Genomic DNA, 17,096 nt, shown 5'->3' with positions numbered 1-17,096 from the left:
CGGCGTTCCGGACAACCGATCGAGCGGCCACACCCTCTGCATGGGCGGCGGGTACCTCTGCGTACCGCGACGGTCGGCTCACGCCACGGATCCCGCCACTACCAGATGCTCTGCTTTGGAGGGACCCTCGTGCACGCCGGACCACGCCGCCACCACGCCCGGTTGATACCCGCCCTGATCGCGGGCGCCACGCTGCTGACGGCGTGCGGCACGGGTGCCGGCACCTCGACGGCGGAGCAGCCGGCGGCCAAGGTCACCGTCACCCCGGCCGCGGGGAGCAAGGCCGCCGAGCTCGGCTCGCGGATATCCGTGAAAGCCGACGGCGGAAAGCTCACCTCGGTCGTCGTCAAGGACGGCGACGGGGGCGATGTCACCGGGAAGCTCGCCGGTGACGGGGCCTCATGGACGTCGGACGGCAAGATCAGGCCGAAGACCACCTACACCGTCCGGACGAAGGCGACGTCGGACGGGGGCAGGGAATCCGCCAAGAAGTCCGTCTTCACCACGGAAGCGGCCGACAAGGTCAACAAGCTCACCAACACCCCCTCCAACGGCCAGAGTGTGGGCACCGGGATGCCGGTCTCGATCCTCTTCGACCATCACATAGCCACCGACCGGCGTGCCGAGATCGAGAAGGCCCTGAAGGTCACCACCCAGCCGCATGTGCAGGGCTCCTGGGGCTGGGTCAAGGATTACGGCGGCCAGGACCGGATCGACTGGCGTCCCAAGGACTCCTGGCCGGCCGGCACCAAGGTCTCCGTCAAGGGCGCGCTGTCCGGGATCAACTCCGGTGACGACAGCGGCTGGTTCGCCCGGGACTACAACTTCGGGTTCACGATCGGCAAGGACCACAAGGCCGTCATCGACGTGCCCTCGCACACCCTGACCATGTACGAGAACGGCAAGAGCGTCGGCAGCATCACCGGCTCGGCGGGCTCCCCGCAGGACCCGACGCGCGGCGGGGTGCACACCGTACGCAGCAAGAACGCGGCGGAGACGATGGATTCCGCCACCATCGGCCACGGCGACGAGTGGATGCTCGACTCGAAGTGGGTCACGCATCTGACCGCCTCGGGGACGTTCCTGCACTCCGCCCCCTGGAACAAGTCGCTGGGTGTCGTCAACAACAGCCACGGCTGTTTCGGCATGTCCACCGCTGACGCCAAGCGGGTCTACGACTTCCTGCCGATCGGTTCCACGGTCGAGGTGAAGGGCACCAGCAACACGGAACACACCGACGTGGGCAACGGCCTGGAGGTCTGGCAGGAGACCTGGCCGCAGTGGCAGCAGCGCAGCGCACTGAAGTAGCCCCCGGCGACGCCGGTCCCGGCCCACGTACTGCGCCCCGCCCCTGACTCCTTCCGAGTCCCGGGGGCGGGGCGCAGTACGTCGCGGATCAGTGCCCGGAGGGGCGGTCAGCGGTGGCGGCGGCCCCAGCTCACGGTGTCGACGGTGCGGTGGTGGTCGTTGCGCAGGATCGCGGTGTCGGAGTGGTTGTCCCAGACGTAGTGGCGGCGGTCCTGGTAGACGTCGCGGCGGTCGTCGCGGCCGATCCCGGTGTGCACCCGCACCGAACGGTGCCCGTCGAGCACCAGGTGGTGGAAGCGGTGGACGAGGTGGTGCCGGCCCTCGACGAGGGTCCAGCCGCTGAGGTTCACCGCGTGCCGGCCGGTGTTCCGGACCGTGACCCACTCCGCGTTGAGGCTGCGGCGGGAGCCGTCGTCACGCCCGGGGCTGTCGTACTGGATGGGGCCCAGCTCGACGGCGGAACGCTGCGGACGCGGGTCCTGGCGGTGGCCGTCGGCCGCGGCGGGGAGCACGGCGGTGGCCGCCAGCGCCACCGAACCGAGAACGGACGCGGCGATGCGGGATGCGGAGCGGAACATGAGACCTCCTGCATACGGCACCCTCGCAGGGGTGCCGGTCGTGCCCAGTGCCCGGACCGTCGCCGGGCATCCACACTGTGCCGCGCCGCCACCCGCCGTCGTGATGAATCCGCTTGTGTGTTACGAAACATGGACATTTACGCATCCTCTTCGCACCCGGCGCGTGCTCCCCCGCGCCCCGGGCACCCCGTACCGGCGCCGGCGCGCGTCACCTGCGCCGTCTGTCCGATCGCCGCGCCGGGGCCAGCAGCAGGAAGACGGTGGCGAGGACGGTGACGGCCTGGGAGACGACGGTCAGCCGCTTGTCCGTGGTCCACACGGGCTCGTACATGTTCGGCACCGGGCCCAGCGTCCCGACGTCGACGTAGCGGTAGATGAGCAGGAGCGCCAGCCCGCCCGCGGCCACCAGCCAGGCGAAGAGGTCGGCCATAGGGCGCCGCCAGATCAGGACGAGCAGCGCCGCCAGCGAGGCCAGTCCGGCTTCGACCCGGAACAGCGTGCCCTGGCTGATGTCCGCGGCGACGGCGTCGTAGGAGTCGGCGAGACGGGCGTGGATGTAGGCGTTCACCGCCAGGCCGGCGGCGGCCAGCACCCGCGCGACACCCCGGGCGACCCGCCCGGCCCGCCCGGTGGACGGCTCCGGTACACCGCGGTCTGCTGCCATGTGGCTCCCCACCTCCTGGGCAAGGGTCGTGTGCGAAGGCTCAGTGGACGGTGAGCGAGCCCTTCATCGACGGATGGATGCTGCAGACGTACGGGTAGTCGCCGGCCTTGTCCGGGGCGGTGAAGGTGGCGGTCTTCCCGGGGCCGATGGGGCCGGTGTCGAAGGGTTTGCTGCCATTGGCCGTCACGGTGTGGGCGGTGTCGTCCTCGTTGACCACGGTGACCTTCGCGCCGGGGCGCACGGTCAGTTCGGCGGGGACGAAGGTGAAGTCCTTGACGGTGATCCGCGACTGCCCCGCCTTGGTGGGCGAGGGCGCGGACGACGGGGTGGACGAGGGGGCGGCCGATGACGGCGCGGGGGAGGATTCCGAGCCGCCGCCACCGTCACCGCACCCGCCGAGCGCCGTGGCGCACAGCACGGCCGCGGCCGTCGCGGCGGCTGCCCTTACGCGGTGGGTCATGGGTGGCTCGCCTCCGGTCCTGCCGCCTGCGCGGGCGGCGCGCGGCCGTCGCTCGGACCGCCCGTCCCACTAGAGCGCAGCTCCCGGCTCCCGGCCATCGGGCGGCGGCGTTCGGCGTACGCGGGCGGACGGGCAGCCGGACACCGTGCCCGCGAGCCACCCCCGGGGCGCGTGTCTCATCTCACCATCCGGCATGTGAGCGGCGCTGTCCGGCTCGTGCCGCAACGCCTAGGCTGGCCGGTGCAACTGGTTCGCCCTGCCCGCCAGGCAGGCGCGTCGCAAGAGGGAACCCGGTGGGAATCCGGGACTGCCCCGCAGCGGTGAGTGGGAACGACCGCCGTCATACGCACTGGACCCCCGGGGGTCTGGGAAGCGACGGCCAGTAGATGTCCGCCTTTCGGCGGACGTGCCCGCGAGTCCGAAGACCTGCCAGTGTCCGTGCGCGAACCTCGCGCACGGTGATCCGGTGACCTCGCGGGTGGGTCGGCGTACACAGCAGGCGGGCACGTGCGGCGAGATCGCGCCGTGGTCCGCCGCTTCGCCGTACTCCGCCTCGTGAGCCGTCCCCGGATCGTAGGGAGACACTCGCGAAGGAGAGTTCCGTGACCAGCAAGTCCGCAGCCGCGGCAGCACGGTCGACCGTGCACGGCTACCCGCGTCAGGGTCAGCACCGTGAACTGAAGAAGGCCATCGAGGGCTACTGGAAGGGCCGGGTCGGCGCCGACGCCCTCCGGGCCACCGCGGCCGAACTGCGCCGCGGCAATTGGCAGCAGCTCGCCGGGGCCGGTATCGACGAGGTGCCGACCGGTGACTTCTCGTACTACGACCACGTCCTGGACACCAGCGTCATGGTCGGTGCGATCCCCGACCGGCACCGCGCCGCGGTGGCCGCCGATGCCCTGGACGGCTACTTCGCGATGGCGCGCGGCACCCAGGACGTGGCGCCGCTGGAGATGACCAAGTGGTTCGACACCAACTACCACTATCTGGTCCCGGAGTTGGGGCCGGACACGGTCTTCGCCGCGGACTCCGGCAAGCAGGTCGCCGAACTGACCGAAGCCCTCACGCTCGGACTCACCGCCCGCCCGGTCCTCGTCGGCCCGGTCACCTACCTCCTGCTGTCCAAGCCCGCTCCCGGTGTCGCCGCCGACTTCGACCCGCTGACGCTGCTGGACCGGCTGCTGCCCGTCTACGCCGAGGTGCTCGCGGATCTGCGGGCGGCCGGCGCCGTCTGGACACAGCTCGACGAGCCGGCACTCGTACAGGACCGCTCGCCCGCCGTCCTGAACTCCGCCGCCCGCGCCTACCGCGATCTGGGCGCACTCACCGACCGCCCGAAGCTGCTGGTCGCCTCCTACTTCGACCGGCTGGGCGACGCGCTGCCGGTGCTGGCCAAGGCGCCCGTCGACGGCCTCGCGCTGGACTTCACCGGCGCCGCCGCCGCCAACCTCGGGGACCTCGCGGCCGTCGGCGGGCTGCCCGGCAAGCGGCTGGTGGCCGGCGTCGTCAACGGACGCAACGTCTGGATCAACGACTTCGAGAAGTCGCTGTCCACGCTGGGCACCCTGCTCGGCCTCGCCGACCGCGTCGATGTCGCCTCCTCCTGCTCCCTGCTGCACGTCCCGCTGGACGCGTCCGCCGAGCGTGACATCGACCCGCAGATCGCCCGCTGGCTCGCCTTCGCCCGCCAGAAGACGTCCGAGATCGCCACTCTGGCGCGCGGCCTGGCACAGGGCACCGACGCCATCGCCGCCGAACTCGCCGCCAACCGGGCCGACCTGGCCTCCCGCGCCGGCTCCGCCCTCACCCGCGACCCGGCCGTACGCGCCCGCGCCGCCGCCGTCACCGACGCGGACGGCCGCCGCTCCCAGCCGTACACCGAGCGGGCCGCGGCGCAGCGCGCCCATCTGCGGCTGCCGCTGCTGCCGACCACCACGATCGGGTCGTTCCCGCAGACCGCCGAACTGCGCACCGCACGCGCCGACCTGCGCGCCGGGCGGATCGACGGCGCCGCCTACGAGGAGCGCATCGCGACCGAGATCCGCGATGTGCTGGCCTTCCAGGAGAAGGCCGGGATCGACGTCCTGGTGCACGGCGAGCCCGAACGCAACGACATGGTGCAGTACTTCGCCGAGCAGCTGACCGGCTACCTCGCCACCCAGCACGGCTGGGTGCAGTCGTACGGCACCCGCTACGTCCGGCCGCCGATCCTGGCCGGCGACATCTCCCGCCCCGAGCCGATGACGGTGCGCTGGACGCGCTACGCCCAGTCGCTCACCGACCGCCCCGTCAAGGGCATGCTCACCGGCCCGGTCACCATGCTCGCCTGGTCCTTCGTCCGCGACGACCAGCCGCTCGGTGACACCGCCCGCCAGGTGGCCCTCGCCCTGCGGGACGAGGTGGGCGACCTCGAAGCCGCCGGGACATCGGTCATCCAGGTCGACGAGCCCGCGCTGCGCGAGACCCTTCCGCTGCGCGCCGCCGACCACGCCGGCTACCTCGCCTGGGCCACCGAGGCATTCCGCCTCACCACCAGCGGCATCCGCCCGGACACCCAGATCCACACCCATATGTGCTACGCGGAGTTCGGTGACATCGTCCAGGCCATCGACGACCTCGACGCGGACGTCATCAGCCTGGAGGCCGCCCGCTCCCACATGCAGGTCGCCCGGGAACTCGCCGCGCACGGCTACCCGCGCGAGGCCGGCCCCGGCGTCTACGACATCCACTCCCCCCGCATCCCCAGCACCGAGGAGGCAACCGCCCTGCTGCTCAAGGGACTTGAGGCCATCCCGGCCGAGCGGCTGTGGGTCAACCCCGACTGCGGCCTGAAGACCCGCGGCTGGCCCGAGGTCCGCGCCTCACTGGAGAACCTGGTGGCCGCGGCCCGCGAGGTGCGCGCCACCCTGCCGGGCTCCGTTTCCTGATCCGCTCCGGGCGGGGCCGGCACCTCACTCAGGTGCCGGCCCCGTCCGGCAGGCACGGTGCGTCCCTCATGCCGCGGGCCCTTGCTTCCGGCCGGCCGCCAGGCAGTCCTCCAGGAAGGCCAGGGCCCGCAGGTGGTAGGAGCGGGCCGCCCAGCCGAGGCTGATGTTGTGGCCCGCCAGTGGCTGACGGTCGATCACCACGCGTGAGGTCCCGGAGAGTTGGGTGGCAAGGTCGGCGAGGCTGGCGTCGTCGTGGCGCCACCAGGCCTCGTGCTCGGCGAACGTCAGCCGCACGGGGACCTGGATACGCGGCAGCAGCGCGCCGACCAGCTGCGGCCAGCGCGCCGCCTCGGCCGGTTCGCGTACCGGGACCGCGGAGACCATGGGGCCCACCGAGCGGAAGGTGCCCGGCGGGTAGAGGTGCAACGGGCCCCAGTAGCGCATCCGTTCGGAGCTCTGGGAGAGCGGGGAGGCGGCGGCCGCACCGCCGTCCGTGTCCGACGGGCGCAGGTGTGCGGCGACGTCGGACGGCTCGACGGCGTAGCGGTGGCCGCAGCCGGAGACGTCCAGGCCCAGCAGGGAGGGCGGCGGCGCGTCCGCGGCGGCGACCATCACCAGCTTGCCGCCGTAGGAGTGGGCCAGCAGGAACAGTCCGGCGCCGGTGCGGTACGAGGCCGCGAAGTCGGTGAGCGCCGCCCGCAGGGTCGCCGACTGCTCGGCCAGGGTCTGGCCCTCGGGCAGCTGCGCGGCGGACCGGCCGTATCCGGGGCGGTCCACGGCGAGGACGGTGTAGCCCAGGCGGGCGCCGAGGACCAGCAGCGAGAGGTCCGGATGTGCCTGCCCGTCGAAGTAGCCGGCACTCATCCCGCCCCCGTGCACGGCGACCACGACGGCCCGTGGCGGGCCCTCCTCGGGTTCGCTGAGCAGGGCGGACAGGGTGATGCCCGCACCGTCCAGGGTGATGTGGCGTACGCCCGCGGAGAGCGCCTGCGGCGGCGGCTGCGGGTCGGCGTTGGTGAGAGTCACGACGCAATCTTTACGCCTCGCCCGCCCCCACACGCCGAGGCGCCGCCCGACCGGGGGCGCGCGCCGTCGGCCCGCGGCGGCCGCGGCGTGCCGTCGGCGTGCCGGCTCGTCGGCCGACCGCGCCGGCGCACTCCCGGGCGCCGCACCGAAGCAGTTTCCGGAACGGGGCCGCCCGCGCGTGTGTCGCGGACGGCCCCGTCGCGGGTTCCCGTTGCCGGGCCCCGTCGCCGTTCTCCGTTGCCGGAGCGGCGTCAGCCCGTGATGATCGCCGGGTCGCTCACACCCGGCTCACCGTTCTCCACATGCCCGGCGAACCGGCGCAGGAAGGTGTCGTCGGTGTCGGAGACGACGGACAGGTCGTACCACCGCTTGCCGGCCCGCAGATCCACCGTGTGGCGGACACTGGCGCCCGCGCGCACCGTGAACGTCTCGCTCTTGCCGTCGTAGGCGTTGGTCACGGTGAGGTGGCAGTCGCCGGCGCCCGGATTCGTCAGGGTGAGGTCGATGCTCCCGGCGGACGCGTCGTGCCGGGCGGTGACTTCGGGGCCGGCGGTGGTTCCGGCGCCCTTGAAGGTGCGCAGGAAGCCGTTCGGACCGAAGACCGACAGGTCGTAGACGTCCTTCGAATAGGACGTGTTCCAGGTGTCGGAGATCTGCTTGCCGGACTCCGTGGTGTACGTCCACGGGCCGTCGGTACGGTTCCCCGCCGTGACCGTGAAACACGCACCGGCCTTGTCCCCGGCGCTGAAGGTGAGGGTGTACTTCCCGGTGGAGGGGGCGGCGGCGCCGTCCACCAGCGGCGCGTACGGCAGCGGGCGGGACGGCCGGGAGCCCGCCTCCTGCTTGGGCAGTACGGGGTTGGCGGGCGGCTGCGGCACATAGCTGTCGTGCCGGTCCTTGTCCGGTGGCTCGTACGCGTCGGTGTCCGGCAGCGCGGCGGGCTTGACGTCCTCCAGACCGAAGTCGAAGGCGGAGGTGAGGTCACCGCAGATGGCCCGCCGCCAGGGCGAGATGTTCGGCTCCTCGACGCCGAAGCGGCGCTCCATGAAGCGGATGATCGAGGTGTGGTCGAAGACCTCGGAGCAGACATAGCCGCCGGTGCTCCAGGGGGAGACGACGAGCATGGGGACGCGCTGGCCGAGGCCGTACGGGCCGGCGGCGTAGCCGGCGTTGCCGGGGAAGTGGTCGAGGGTGGTGTCGACGGTCGAGGCTCCCTGGTCGGCGGAGGCCGGCGGGAAGGGCGGGGGCACGTGGTCGAAGTAGCCGTCGTTCTCGTCGTAGGTGATGAACAGCGCGGTCTTGCTCCACACCTCGGGGTTGGAGGTGAGCGCGTCCAGCACCTGCGAGACGTACCAAGCGCCGTAGTTGGCAGGCCAGTTGGGGTGTTCGGAGAAGGCCTCGGGGGCGGCGATCCAGGAGATCTGCGGGAGCTTGCCGGCCTTGACGTCGGCCTTGAGGAGGTCGAAGTAGCCGTCGCCCTGCTTGGCGTTGGTGCCGGTACGGGCCTTGTCGAACAGCGGGTCGCCGGGCTTGGCGTTGCGGTACTTGTTGAACCAGAGCAGCGAGTTGTCGCCGTAGTTGCCGCGGTAGGCGTCGTCGATCCAGCCCCACTTGCCGGCCTCGTCCAGGCCGTCACCGATGTCCTGGTAGAGCTTCCAGGAGATCCCGGCCTGCTCCAGCCGCTCCGGGTAGGTCGTCCAGTCGTATCCGGCCTCCTCGTTGCCGAGGACCGGGCCGCCGCCCTTGCCGTCGTTCCCGGCGTGGCCGGAGAACATGTAGTAGCGGTTGGGGTCGGTGGCCCCGATCAGCGAGCAGTGGTAGGAGTCGCAGACGGTGAACGCGTCGGCGAGCGCGTAGTGGAAGGGGATGTCCTGCCGCGTGAGGTGGGCCATCGTCCCGGTGCCCTTGGCGGCGATCCACTGGTCGTACTTGCCGTCGTTCCAGGCCTTGTGGCCGCCCGCCCAGTCGTGGTTGAGGCCCTCGATGAACTGCATGCCGAGGTTCTCGGCATCGGGGTGGTAGGGCAGCACGTCCTTGCCGCCGTCCGGCTGGTGCCAGACGGACTTCCCGCTGTTCAGCGTCACCGGGCGCGGGTCACCGAAGCCGCGTACGCCCTTCATCGCGCCGAAGTAGTGGTCGAAGGAACGGTTCTCCTGCATCAGCACGACGACATGCTCGACGTCCTGGATGGAACCAGAGCTGCGCTGCGCGGGTATGGAGGCGGCGCGGGCGATGCTGCCCGACAGGGCGGAAATGCCCGCGGTCGCGCCGGCGATCTGGAGGAAACGCCGCCGATTGAGTTCTGGCATGAGTCTGGGGACCTCTTGGTGTGTGGGGGGCGGAGGGACGTTGCGGATGTGTGGTGCTCGTGGTGTGGCCGGAGTGAGTCAGCAGAGTGTTCCAAGAGGAACGAGTGTCAGGGAAGGGGGCGTGTCGTTCGCATGACGCATCACCGTACTTGCGGCGAACAGCCTGGCCAGGAAGGGGTGCGTGGCCATGAACGGCGGACCGGCCCGCCCGGCCCGCGGTCACCGGGGCCCGTGGGCGGGGCGGGCCCACGCACGTGACGTGCACACAGGCGGGCGCGCGGGTCCGTCCGTTCGCGGCGGGCGGCTTCGAGGGGGCGCCGGGTCGCGTCCGGGGAGGGGCGGGGTGCGGTGGGGCCGGTGCGGGTTCGCCGCCGAGCCACCGGACGGGCGGGTGTCGGCCCTGCGGCGCACGGCCTGCTCTCGGGCGGGCGGGCGGCCGGGCGGCCGACCGGGCGTTCCTGCGGCGGGGGCCTACGAGACCTGCACACCTGCGGGACCTGCGTCAGGGACGTGGAGGCGGGCGCCCTGCGCGACGGGCCGGGGTGAGCAGGGTGAGCACGGCCAATGGGCCGGTGCGGGCGGGGCCGACCGGGACGCGGTCGGCCATCAGCGCGGTACGCCGTGGGCGCGGTACGCCGCGGCGCGGTCGGGGCTCGCCGGGGGCTGTCAGGAGGCAGCGCGCCCCGCACCCGCCCCGCCGCGGGACACCTTGGCGGGGCGTCAGACCGCCGGGCGGTGGGGCGGTCGGCTGCGCGCCACCCTCGGAGCCCTCGCCCGCGCCTCCCGGCGGTCCGGCGGTCCGGCGAAACGGCGAAACGGTCGCGACCGGCACGTTCCGACGGATCGGGACGTGCCGGTCGCGGGGCGGTCGCGTACCGGTCGCGGGGCGGTCAGACCAGGGACGGTGCGGCGGCCGGTCCGCCCGGCGCCGTGACGGGTGCGGTCTCCGGCTCGGGCTCGGGCTCGGGCTGCCTCGCGGGACGGCCCTTGGCGTCGGGCACGCTGCGCAGCGGGGTCCGCGTCGGCAGCGGGGTCCGGCCGGCGGCCGACACCCGCCGGGTGAACCAGACGACTTTGCCGTCGGCGGTGGGGCAGGTGCCCCAGCTGTCGCTCAGGGCCGCGACCGCCGCGAGGCCGGTGCCGGCCGCGCTCACCAGGCGTGGCAGCCGTGGACCGTCGTCGGTCACGGAGGCCGTGAGGTGGCGGCCGGTCCAGCGGAGTTCGACGACGCACCGGGCGTCCGGGCCGATATGGCGATGGACGTTGGTCAGGAGCTCCGCCACTCCACGGCACACGGACGGGATGTGCAGTTCGAGATTCCAGTGCCGCAGATGGGCGGCGACGATACGCCGCATCTGCGGGACGCGCTCCGCCGAAGCGTGCAGTTCGACCGTGTAGTGCCGGTCTGTGGGACGTGTCATGGTCGTGCGCTCCTCACCGCGAGGCTCACATGCTTCACCTCGTTCAACCAACGAACCCCGAACACGAAGAGTGAGCTTTCCGTCACGTATGGGTCATTTCACATGGTCGCCCGAGGGGGCCGAATGCGCAAAAGATCTTGCGGCGCCGCAGCGGGGACCGTCCGGCCGGGCGCCGGATCAGGGCGCCAGCGGGGGCAGATGGGACAGCGCGGGGAGCTGCGGCAGCACCTTGTCCGGGGTGAGGGGCAGATCGCGGAGGCGGACTCCGGTGGCGTGCCGTACGGCGTTGGCGACGGCCGCCGCGGTGCCGACGATGCCGATCTCGCCGATGCCCTTGCTGCCCATGGGGTTGAGGTGCGGATCCTCCTCGTCGAGCCAGTGCGCCTCGATGGCGGGGACGTCGGCGCAGGCCGGCACGTGGTAGGCGGCCAGATCACGCTCGGTGAAGTCCCCGAAGACGGGGTCCAGGCTGCTGGCCTCCATCAGGGCCATGCCCAGGCCCATGGTCATCCCGCCGATGAACTGGGAGCGTGCCGTACGGGAGTTGAGGATCCGGCCGGCGGCGTACATCCCCAGCAGGCGGCGCAGCCGGACCTCCCCCGTGACGGTGTCCACCTGGACCTCGGCGAAGGTGGCGCCGAAAGAGTGCCGGGCGTACGGCGATTCCTCGGCCGTCTCCTCGCGGGTGTCGGCAGCGACCGTCACCCCGCCGGCCGGCAGCGGGCCCTGGTGGTCGGCCAGCCGCTTCACCAGGGCCGTGCAGGCCTTGTGGACGGCCCAGCCCCAGGACCCGGTGCCCGCCGAACCGCCGGCCAGCGTCGCGGGCGGCAGATCGCTGCAGCCGATATCGATCCGGACCCGGCGCTCGGGCACGCCGAGCGCGGCGGCGGCGACCTGGGCGAGGACGGTGCGGGCGCCGGTCCCGATGTCGGTGGCGTTCACGCGGACGCGGTAGGTGCCGTCGGCGTCGGCGTGCGCCTCGGCGTCGGAACCGCCGATGAGGACGGGGTAGGTGGCGGCGGCGACGCCCGTGCCGAGCAGCAGGTCGCCCTCGCGGCGGACGGCGGGGCGCGGGTCCCGGGGCAGCCAGCCGAACCGGTCGGCGCCCTGCCGCAGGCACTCGACGAGGTGGCGGCTGCTGAAGGGGCGGTCGCTGTCCGGTTCGGTGTCCGGTTCGTTGCGTACCCGGAGGTCGACGGGGTCGATGTCCAGGAGGACGGCGAGTTCGTCGACGGCCGACTCCAGGGCGTACATGCCGGGGGCCTCGCCCGGTGCGCGCATCCACGACGGGCTCGGTACGTCCAGTGCGGCGACCCGGTGCACGGTGCGGCTGTGGGGCGAGGTGTACATGATGCGGGCGGGGACCGCGGCCTGCTCCACGAACTCCTTGACGGTGGAGGTGTGGGTGGCGATCTCGTGCGCGAGCGCGGTGATGACGCCGTCGTGGGACGCGCCGATCCGCACCCGGTGGACGGTGGGGGCCCGATGGCCGACGACGGCCGGCATCTGGCTGCGCGGCAGGGACAGTTTGACCGGTCGCCCGACGTGCCGCGCGGCCATCGCGGCCAGCACGACCTGGGGGCGCGGCGTCCCCTTGGAGCCGAAGCCGCCACCGACGTGTTCGGAGATGACGGTGACCTCGCCCTTGCCGAGGGAGAACAGGGCGGCGAGGTCGTCGCGCACCTTGGTGGAGCCCTGGCTGGAGTCGTGCACGGTCAGATGGCCGTCCGCCCACCGTGCGGTGGAGGCGTGCGGCTCCATGGGGTGGTTGTGCAGCGGGGGCAGGGTGTACGTCACGTCGACGGCGACGGGCGCGGCGGCGAATTCGCCCTCGAAGTCGCCGCGCTCACGGACCCCGGGGTGGCCGCCGTTGGCCGTCTCCGCCGTGTACAGGCGTGCGTGGTCGGCGGTGAGGACCACGTCGTGGCCGTCGGAGGCGTAGCTGACGCGGACCGCTTCGGCCGCGGCGCGGGCGGCCTCCAGGCTGTCGGCGACGGCGAGCGCGACGTACCACCCGTGGTGCGGGACCCGGTCGTCCTGGAGGAGTGCCAGCGTCGGGTCCTCCGGCGGCGCCAGGCGCGGCGCGTTCTCGTGCGTCAGGACCGCGTGCACGCCGGGCAGGGCGAGGGCGGCGGCGGTGTCGACGGCGGTGATGCGGCCCTTGGCGACGGTCGCGGGCACCGGCCAGGCGTAGGCGCAGCCCGGCGGGGTGTGTTCGGCGGCGTAGCGGGCGCTGCCGGTGGCCTTCTCCCGGCCTTCGCGGCGGGCGAGCGGGTCGCCCAGCGGGCGCGGGGGCGGACCGAGCGGGAACGGGTCAGGGCTCATGGCGCGCGTCCTTGTGGTCGGTGGCGTCCTCTGCCGGGGCCGGCTCGGTTGCGGGTGGGGCTGCTGTGGCGGGCTGCCGGCGGCCAGCCACAGCAGCGGCGTCAGTTCCTGGCCGCGAGGTCGGTGAGCACGTCGACGGCCAGGTTGCGGGCCAGGGTGACCTTGAAGCCGTTCTCGCGCAGCGGCCGGGCGGCGGCGAGTTCGGCGGCGGCGGCGCGGCCGAAGGTCTCCTCGGTGGCGGGCGCGCCGTTCAGCACCTCCTCGGCGGCACGGGCGCGCCAGGGCCGGTGCGCGAGCCCGCCGAACGCCAGCGCCGCGTACCGCACGACGCCGTCCCGTACCTCCAGCAGCGCGCCCACGGAGACCAGCGCGAAGGCGAACGAGGCGCGGTCGCGGGCCTTCCGGTAACGCGAGTGCGCGCCGGGGCGGGCCGGCGGCAGCGAGACGGCGGTGATCAGTTCGCCCGGCATGATCACCGTGTCCCGTTCGGGGTGCTCACCCGGCAGCCGGTGGAACGCGCACACCGGCACCTCGCGCTCCCCGTCGGGGCCGTGCAGGTGAACGGTGGCGTCGAGGACGGCCAGGGCGACCGCCATGTCCGAGGGCTGGGTCGCGACGCAGTGCGCGGAGTGGCCCAGTACGGCGAGGTCGCGGTGGGCCCCCTCGCGGGCCGGGCAGCCGGTACCCGGCTCGCGCTTGTTGCAGGGCTTGGAGGTGTCCTGGAAGTAGGTGCAGCGGGTGCGCTGGAGCAGGTTTCCGCCGGTGGTCGCGGTGTTCCGCAGCTGTCCCGAGGCGCCGGCCAGCAGCGCCTGGGACAGGACCGGGTAGCGGTCGCGTACCAGCGGGGCCGCCGCGAGGTCGCTGTTGCGGACCGTCGCGCCGATCCGCACGCCCCCGCCGGGCAGCTCCTCGATGCCGTCCAGCGGCAGTCGGCTCACATCGATCAGCAGACCGGGCGTCTCCACGCCGAGCTTCATCAGGTCGACGAGGTTGGTGCCGCCGCCGAGATAGCGGGCGCGGGGCGCCTCGGCCCCGGCGCGTACGGCCTCTTCGACGCTGGCTGCCCGCAGATAGCCGAACGGTTTCATGAGGCCGCCTTCGCACCGGCGGTGGCAGCCGCCCGGTCGATGTCACCGACCGCTTCGACGATGCGGGGATAGGCGCCGCACCGGCACAGATTCCCGCTCATCCGTTCGCGGATCTCGTCGTCGGTCAGCTCCACCGGACCGCCGGAGGGGGCGGTGTACGGGGTGACGTGCGAGGGGAAGCCGTCCGCCGCCTCGGTCAGCACGCCGACGGCCGAGCAGATCTGGCCGGGGGTGCAGTAGCCGCACTGGAGGGCGTCGCGCGCGACGAAGGCTTCCTGCAACGGGTGCAGCCCTTCTCCGTCGGCGAGGCCCTCGACGGTGGTGAGCCGCCGGCCGTCCTGCGCCACGGCCAGCAGCAGGCAGCTGTTGGCGCGCCGGCCGTCGACGAGCACCGTGCACGCGCCGCACTGTCCGTGGTCGCAGCCCTTCTTGGCGCCGGTGAGACCGAGATGCTCGCGCAGGGCGTCCAGGACCGTGGTGCGGTGGTCCAGGGTCAGGGTGTGCGGCGTTCCGTTGACGTGCAGGACCACTTCGGAGCGTGCGGGCGCGGAGTGGCCGGCGGCGTCCGCCTGCTCCGGTCCACCGACGCCCGCCGGGTCGTTGTCACTCTCCACTTACTCGCGCCTTCCGCTCGCAGCCGGATGCTCGTCGTGTCTGTCGGGTCCGGTGAGCGGCCCGCCCTCCTGAGGGCGGTCGCTCCCTCGGGTGGCCGCGCCTCGGGGCCGCCCGTCCCCCGCCCCGTCTACCGGGTCTCCAGCCGCAGCTGGACCTCCTGCTCCTGGTCGCCGGCGGCGGTCCCGACCACCTGCACCGCGAACGCAGTTGCCAGGCCTTCCCGGAGCCGGGCGACCGCCCAGTAGCCGCCCTGGAGGTTGACCGTTACGGGTGCGGTCAGGGTCCGGGGCTCGGCGGGTGCCCGTACGTCGGTCACATCGACGGTGGAGGTCCAGATGGTGGCCCCGGTGCCGGCCATTTCCTCCGGGACGTCGTCCGCGGCCCGGTCGGAGACGAAGGTGGTGCGCAGTGCGCTGAACACGGCATGCGCGTCCTCCGTCGCACAGCTGTCGACCTCGACCGTGACCTGGGCCGAGGGATGTTCCGCGGGCGGCGTCTGGTGCGCGCTGTTCACAGTGGGGGCCTTCCTCTGGGAGCCGAACGCTTCCAGGCTCACCCCGCGGCCCGGTGTGTGCGACCCGAGGCCCGCCCGAGGGGGCGTACGGGCGCGCCACGAGGTGTGACGGCGGGACCCCGGAGCGCAGCCGGCGCAGGCGTCCGCTTTGTCAAAAATCACACCGTGAAGCCCCTCCGCCACGCGATCCCAAAGCGTCGCGAAAGCGGACAAACGCACCTCCCTCGCAGGCGGTGCCCGCCTCCGGGACACGTAGGGTCGCCCTGGCCCATGAACGGGAGATGCGCCGGAGTGCGCACGCACCGGACCGGCCGCCGTTCAGCTCGGCAGCCCTTCGCGGCGCGGACGAGTGCCCTGGGCGGACGGCCGTACGAGGCCCACAGGAAGGCCTCGGGGCACCAGGCACCCGGAGCCGGGACGGCCTTCACCTGACACAGCGGGACGGACAGCACCTTCATGCAGCGAACACGGATATCGCGACGCGCCCGCCGCGGGCTCGCGGCGCTCGCGGCCGCGGGCGTGGCCGCCGGTGTGGCGCTCACCACCCTCGGCTCGGCGGAACCTGCCGCGGCGAGCACCGCGAGCGCCCCGGTGGGCGGCTCGAAGGTGGTGTGCACCTCGAAGAAGCCGGGCCTGGCGCCCCACCTCTCCCGCGACCTGGCGTCCGCCCTCGACGGGCGCGAGGGCAGCTCCGCGCTCGCGGTGTACGACCGGCGCACCCATACGCACTGCACGTTCCGGGCCGACGCCCGCTTCGACTCGGCGAGCGTCGTGAAGGTCACGGTGCTCGGCGCGCTGCTGCGGCAGGCCGAGGAGGCGCACCGGAAGCTGACGCCGAAGGAGGTGCGGCTGACCACCGACATGATCACCAAGTCGGACAACGACGCGACGTCCGCCCTGTGGAAGCAGATCGGTCCGGCTGGCATCAAGCACTTCCTGGCGCTGGCGAAGATGACCGACACCACTCCGGGCGCGGCCGGGGCCTGGGGGCTGACGCAGGTCACCGCCGGGGACCAGCTGACGCTGATGCAGCTCCTGACCACCAAGAACGCGGTGCTGACGAAGGCCGACCGCGGCTACGCCCTCGGCCTGATGCGGCACGTCGAACCCGACCAGCGGTGGGGCGCCCCGGCCGGCGCGCCCGCCACAGCGGTCACCCACGTCAAGGACGGCTGGCTGCCGCGCGCGAGCGACGGCTGGCGGGTGCACAGCGTCGGCTCGTTCACCGGCCACGGCAACGACTACGGCATGGCCGTGCTCTCCCGCGGCAACGACACCATGGACTACGGCGTCGACACCGTGGAGAACGCCGCCCGTGTCATCCACCACGACCTGGCGGGCACCGGCTCCACGGGCCGCTGACGCGGCCCCTCGCACCGGGAGTCCGGCGGCGGGGAAGCCGCCGCTCAGACCGGCTGCGTCAGATGGACCGCGAGACCGGCTGCGTCAGATTGACCGCATTGCCGTCCGGGTCCTTGATGTGGGCCACCCGCTGGCCCCACGGCATGTCGTTCGCCGGGCCCTGGACCGTCCCGCCGAGCGGTTCGACCCGCTCCAGCAGGTGGTCCACGTCCGTGACGGAGAAGCTGATCAGGACCCGTGTCGGGGCACCGGTGTCGACGCCGCTGTCGGCGACGATGCCGAGTTCGCCGTTGCCGATCCGCAGCCCCACGAAGAAGACCGGCCCCTCCTCGGGGACCCTGAGGGCCTGCTCGGCCCCGAGCAGACCGGCGTAGAACCCCTGCAGTCGAGCGAGGTCAGGGGTGATGATCACCGGCTGGACGGCGGCAGGGCGGGCCGGGTTCGGGGTGGTGTTCATGGCGTGCCTCCTGTGGCGGCCGGGGCGGAGGGGACCGCCGTG

At 72.9% G+C, this 17,096-nt stretch carries 14 protein-coding genes and 1 riboswitch; of the genes, 3 read left to right on the top strand and 11 right to left on the bottom strand.

All coding sequences use genetic code 11. The features are described from left to right. The first annotated feature begins 129 nt into the window (after positions 1-129). Complete coding sequence (locus ACIRQ7_RS21950) at positions 130-1,308, top strand: Ig-like domain-containing protein (protein WP_404264520.1); 1,179 nt, start codon at positions 130-132, stop codon at positions 1,306-1,308. Positions 1,309-1,415: 107 nt separating this feature from the next. On the opposite strand, the gene ACIRQ7_RS21945 is transcribed toward ACIRQ7_RS21950, so the two are convergent. From ACIRQ7_RS21945 to ACIRQ7_RS21935, 3 genes are all read right to left on the bottom strand, one after another. Continuing rightward, positions 1,416-1,886, bottom strand: a complete 471-nt coding sequence (locus tag ACIRQ7_RS21945) for a lamin tail domain-containing protein (RefSeq protein ID WP_401470566.1) — start codon at positions 1,884-1,886, stop codon at positions 1,416-1,418. A gap of 208 nt (positions 1,887-2,094) precedes the next feature. Next, positions 2,095-2,550: a hypothetical protein gene (locus ACIRQ7_RS21940; protein ID WP_401470569.1), complete on the bottom strand. Its 456-nt coding sequence runs from the start codon at positions 2,548-2,550 to the stop codon at positions 2,095-2,097. A gap of 40 nt (positions 2,551-2,590) precedes the next feature. Next, positions 2,591-3,010, bottom strand: a complete 420-nt coding sequence (locus tag ACIRQ7_RS21935; protein ID WP_404264519.1) for a cupredoxin domain-containing protein — start codon at positions 3,008-3,010, stop codon at positions 2,591-2,593. A 230-nt stretch (positions 3,011-3,240) separates the two neighbouring features. After that, positions 3,241-3,459, top strand: a riboswitch (cobalamin riboswitch). Positions 3,460-3,612: 153 nt separating this feature from the next. On the opposite strand from ACIRQ7_RS21935, the gene metE reads away from it, so the two are divergent. After that, complete coding sequence (gene metE, locus ACIRQ7_RS21930; protein WP_404264518.1) at positions 3,613-5,937, top strand: 5-methyltetrahydropteroyltriglutamate--homocysteine S-methyltransferase; 2,325 nt, start codon at positions 3,613-3,615, stop codon at positions 5,935-5,937. A gap of 66 nt (positions 5,938-6,003) precedes the next feature. On the opposite strand, the gene ACIRQ7_RS21925 is transcribed toward metE, so the two are convergent. From ACIRQ7_RS21925 to ACIRQ7_RS21895, 7 genes are all read right to left on the bottom strand, one after another. Then, the gene (locus tag ACIRQ7_RS21925) at positions 6,004-6,963 is read right to left on the bottom strand and encodes an alpha/beta hydrolase (protein WP_404264516.1); all 960 of its coding nucleotides are present in this window, start codon (positions 6,961-6,963) and stop codon (positions 6,004-6,006) included. A 251-nt stretch (positions 6,964-7,214) separates the two neighbouring features. Beyond that, entirely contained in the window at positions 7,215-9,272 is a 2,058-nt protein-coding gene (locus ACIRQ7_RS21920) for a phosphocholine-specific phospholipase C (RefSeq protein WP_404264514.1), read from the bottom strand. Between the two features lie 890 nt (positions 9,273-10,162). Then, positions 10,163-10,693, bottom strand: coding sequence for an ATP-binding protein (locus ACIRQ7_RS21915; protein ID WP_404264512.1), 531 nt, complete (start codon positions 10,691-10,693; stop codon positions 10,163-10,165). Between the two features lie 177 nt (positions 10,694-10,870). Beyond that, positions 10,871-13,018 carry a xanthine dehydrogenase family protein molybdopterin-binding subunit gene (locus tag ACIRQ7_RS21910; protein ID WP_404264510.1) on the bottom strand — a complete coding sequence of 716 codons (2,148 nt, stop codon included), beginning with the start codon at positions 13,016-13,018 and terminating at the stop codon, positions 10,871-10,873. Between the two features lie 101 nt (positions 13,019-13,119). Next, a complete protein-coding gene (locus tag ACIRQ7_RS21905; RefSeq protein WP_404264508.1) occupies positions 13,120-14,106 on the bottom strand; it encodes an FAD binding domain-containing protein in 987 nt (328 codons plus the stop codon). Beyond that, positions 14,103-14,636: a 2Fe-2S iron-sulfur cluster-binding protein gene (locus ACIRQ7_RS21900; protein ID WP_404264587.1), complete on the bottom strand. Its 534-nt coding sequence runs from the start codon at positions 14,634-14,636 to the stop codon at positions 14,103-14,105. Before ACIRQ7_RS21900 ends, ACIRQ7_RS21905 begins: the two co-directional genes overlap by 4 nt. Before the next feature lie 212 nt (positions 14,637-14,848). Then, positions 14,849-15,235: a hypothetical protein gene (locus ACIRQ7_RS21895; protein WP_401470593.1), complete on the bottom strand. Its 387-nt coding sequence runs from the start codon at positions 15,233-15,235 to the stop codon at positions 14,849-14,851. 456 nt (positions 15,236-15,691) lie between these two features. Here ACIRQ7_RS21895 and ACIRQ7_RS21890 point away from each other — a divergent pair, with 456 nt between their 5' ends. Next, positions 15,692-16,597: a serine hydrolase gene (locus ACIRQ7_RS21890; RefSeq protein ID WP_404264506.1), complete on the top strand. Its 906-nt coding sequence runs from the start codon at positions 15,692-15,694 to the stop codon at positions 16,595-16,597. A gap of 58 nt (positions 16,598-16,655) precedes the next feature. Here the strand turns inward: ACIRQ7_RS21890 and ACIRQ7_RS21885 are convergent, their stop codons facing one another. Then, positions 16,656-17,054 carry a VOC family protein gene (locus ACIRQ7_RS21885; protein ID WP_404264504.1) on the bottom strand — a complete coding sequence of 133 codons (399 nt, stop codon included), beginning with the start codon at positions 17,052-17,054 and terminating at the stop codon, positions 16,656-16,658. Positions 17,055-17,096 lie beyond the last annotated feature (42 nt).

It is taken from the genome of Streptomyces sp. NPDC101393, from assembly GCF_044767385.1.
Classification (GTDB): Bacteria; Actinomycetota; Actinomycetes; order Streptomycetales; family Streptomycetaceae; genus Streptomyces.
The sequence above is the reverse complement of the archived record's forward strand: the minus strand, read 5'-3'. Positions and strand labels throughout refer to the sequence as shown.

What these genes read in the sequence shown, in the direction of transcription:
- ACIRQ7_RS21945 (WP_401470566.1), bottom strand. Translation starts at nt 1,886, where the DNA reads ATGTTCCGCTCCGCATCCCGCATCGCCGCGTCCGTTCTCGGTTCGGTG.
- ACIRQ7_RS21940 (WP_401470569.1), bottom strand. Translation starts at nt 2,550, where the DNA reads ATGGCAGCAGACCGCGGTGTACCGGAGCCGTCCACCGGGCGGGCCGGG.
- ACIRQ7_RS21935 (WP_404264519.1), bottom strand. Translation starts at nt 3,010, where the DNA reads ATGACCCACCGCGTAAGGGCAGCCGCCGCGACGGCCGCGGCCGTGCTG.
- ACIRQ7_RS21920 (WP_404264514.1), bottom strand. Translation starts at nt 9,272, where the DNA reads ATGCCAGAACTCAATCGGCGGCGTTTCCTCCAGATCGCCGGCGCGACC.
- ACIRQ7_RS21915 (WP_404264512.1), bottom strand. Translation starts at nt 10,693, where the DNA reads ATGACACGTCCCACAGACCGGCACTACACGGTCGAACTGCACGCTTCG.
- ACIRQ7_RS21910 (WP_404264510.1), bottom strand. Translation starts at nt 13,018, where the DNA reads ATGAGCCCTGACCCGTTCCCGCTCGGTCCGCCCCCGCGCCCGCTGGGC.
- ACIRQ7_RS21905 (WP_404264508.1), bottom strand. Translation starts at nt 14,106, where the DNA reads ATGAAACCGTTCGGCTATCTGCGGGCAGCCAGCGTCGAAGAGGCCGTA.
- ACIRQ7_RS21890 (WP_404264506.1), top strand. Translation starts at nt 15,692, where the DNA reads ATGCAGCGAACACGGATATCGCGACGCGCCCGCCGCGGGCTCGCGGCG.
- ACIRQ7_RS21885 (WP_404264504.1), bottom strand. Translation starts at nt 17,054, where the DNA reads ATGAACACCACCCCGAACCCGGCCCGCCCTGCCGCCGTCCAGCCGGTG.